General features: G+C 67.4%; 1 protein-coding gene. It reads left to right on the top strand.

Annotation, left to right across the window (positions count from 1 at the left end; all coding sequences use genetic code 11):
• On the top strand, window positions 1–743 hold a 743-nt coding region (locus AC5Y7D_RS30885), incomplete at both ends, for an acyltransferase domain-containing protein (RefSeq protein ID WP_499929987.1).

The raw sequence follows: 743 nt of genomic DNA, 5'->3' as shown, positions 1-743 counted from the left end.
GTGACTGGCCGGGCGGTGCCGGGAAAGACGGCGTTTGTGTTTCCCGGGCAGGGGGGTCAGTGGCCGGGGATGGCGGTGGGGTTGTGGGATGGTTCGCCGGTGTTCGCTGCGCAGATGGCTGCGTGTGCGGATGCGCTTGCGCCGCATGTGGATTGGTCGTTGGAGGAGGTGTTGCGCGGCGGGGATGAGTCGTGGTTGACCCGGGTGGATGTGGTGCAGCCGGCGTTGTTTGCGGTGATGGTGTCGTTGGCGGCGTTGTGGCGCTCGTGTGGGGTGGTCCCGGAGATGGTGATGGGTCATTCCCAGGGGGAGATCGCTGCGGCGTTTGTGGCCGGTGGGTTGAGTTTGGCCGATGCGGCGATGGTGGTGGCGCTGCGCAGTAAGGCGATTGCTGATCTGGTGGGGTTGGGCGGGATGGCGGCGATCGGGTTGCCGGTGGCGCAGGTCGGTCAGCGGTTGGCGGGTTATGGGGGCCGGGTGTCGGTGGCGGCGGTCAACAGTCCGTCCTCGACGGTGGTCTCCGGGGATGCGGCGGTGTTGGAGGAGTTGGTGGCCGCCTGTGCGGCACAGGGGGTGTTCGCGCGGCGTATCCCGGTGGATTACGCCTCGCATTCGGTGCAGGTGCAGGCGGTGGAGCAGCGGCTGGTGGGGCAGTTGTCGGGGATCACCCCGCGCGCTGGGACCGTTCCGTTTTATTCAACGGTCACTGGTGGATGGTTGGGCACCGAGGCTCTTGATGGGCG

The sequence above is a fragment of the Mycobacterium sp. NGS49 genome, from assembly GCF_059812565.1.
Note: the sequence above shows the minus strand (reverse complement) of the source record. Positions and strands in the feature narration are given on the sequence as shown.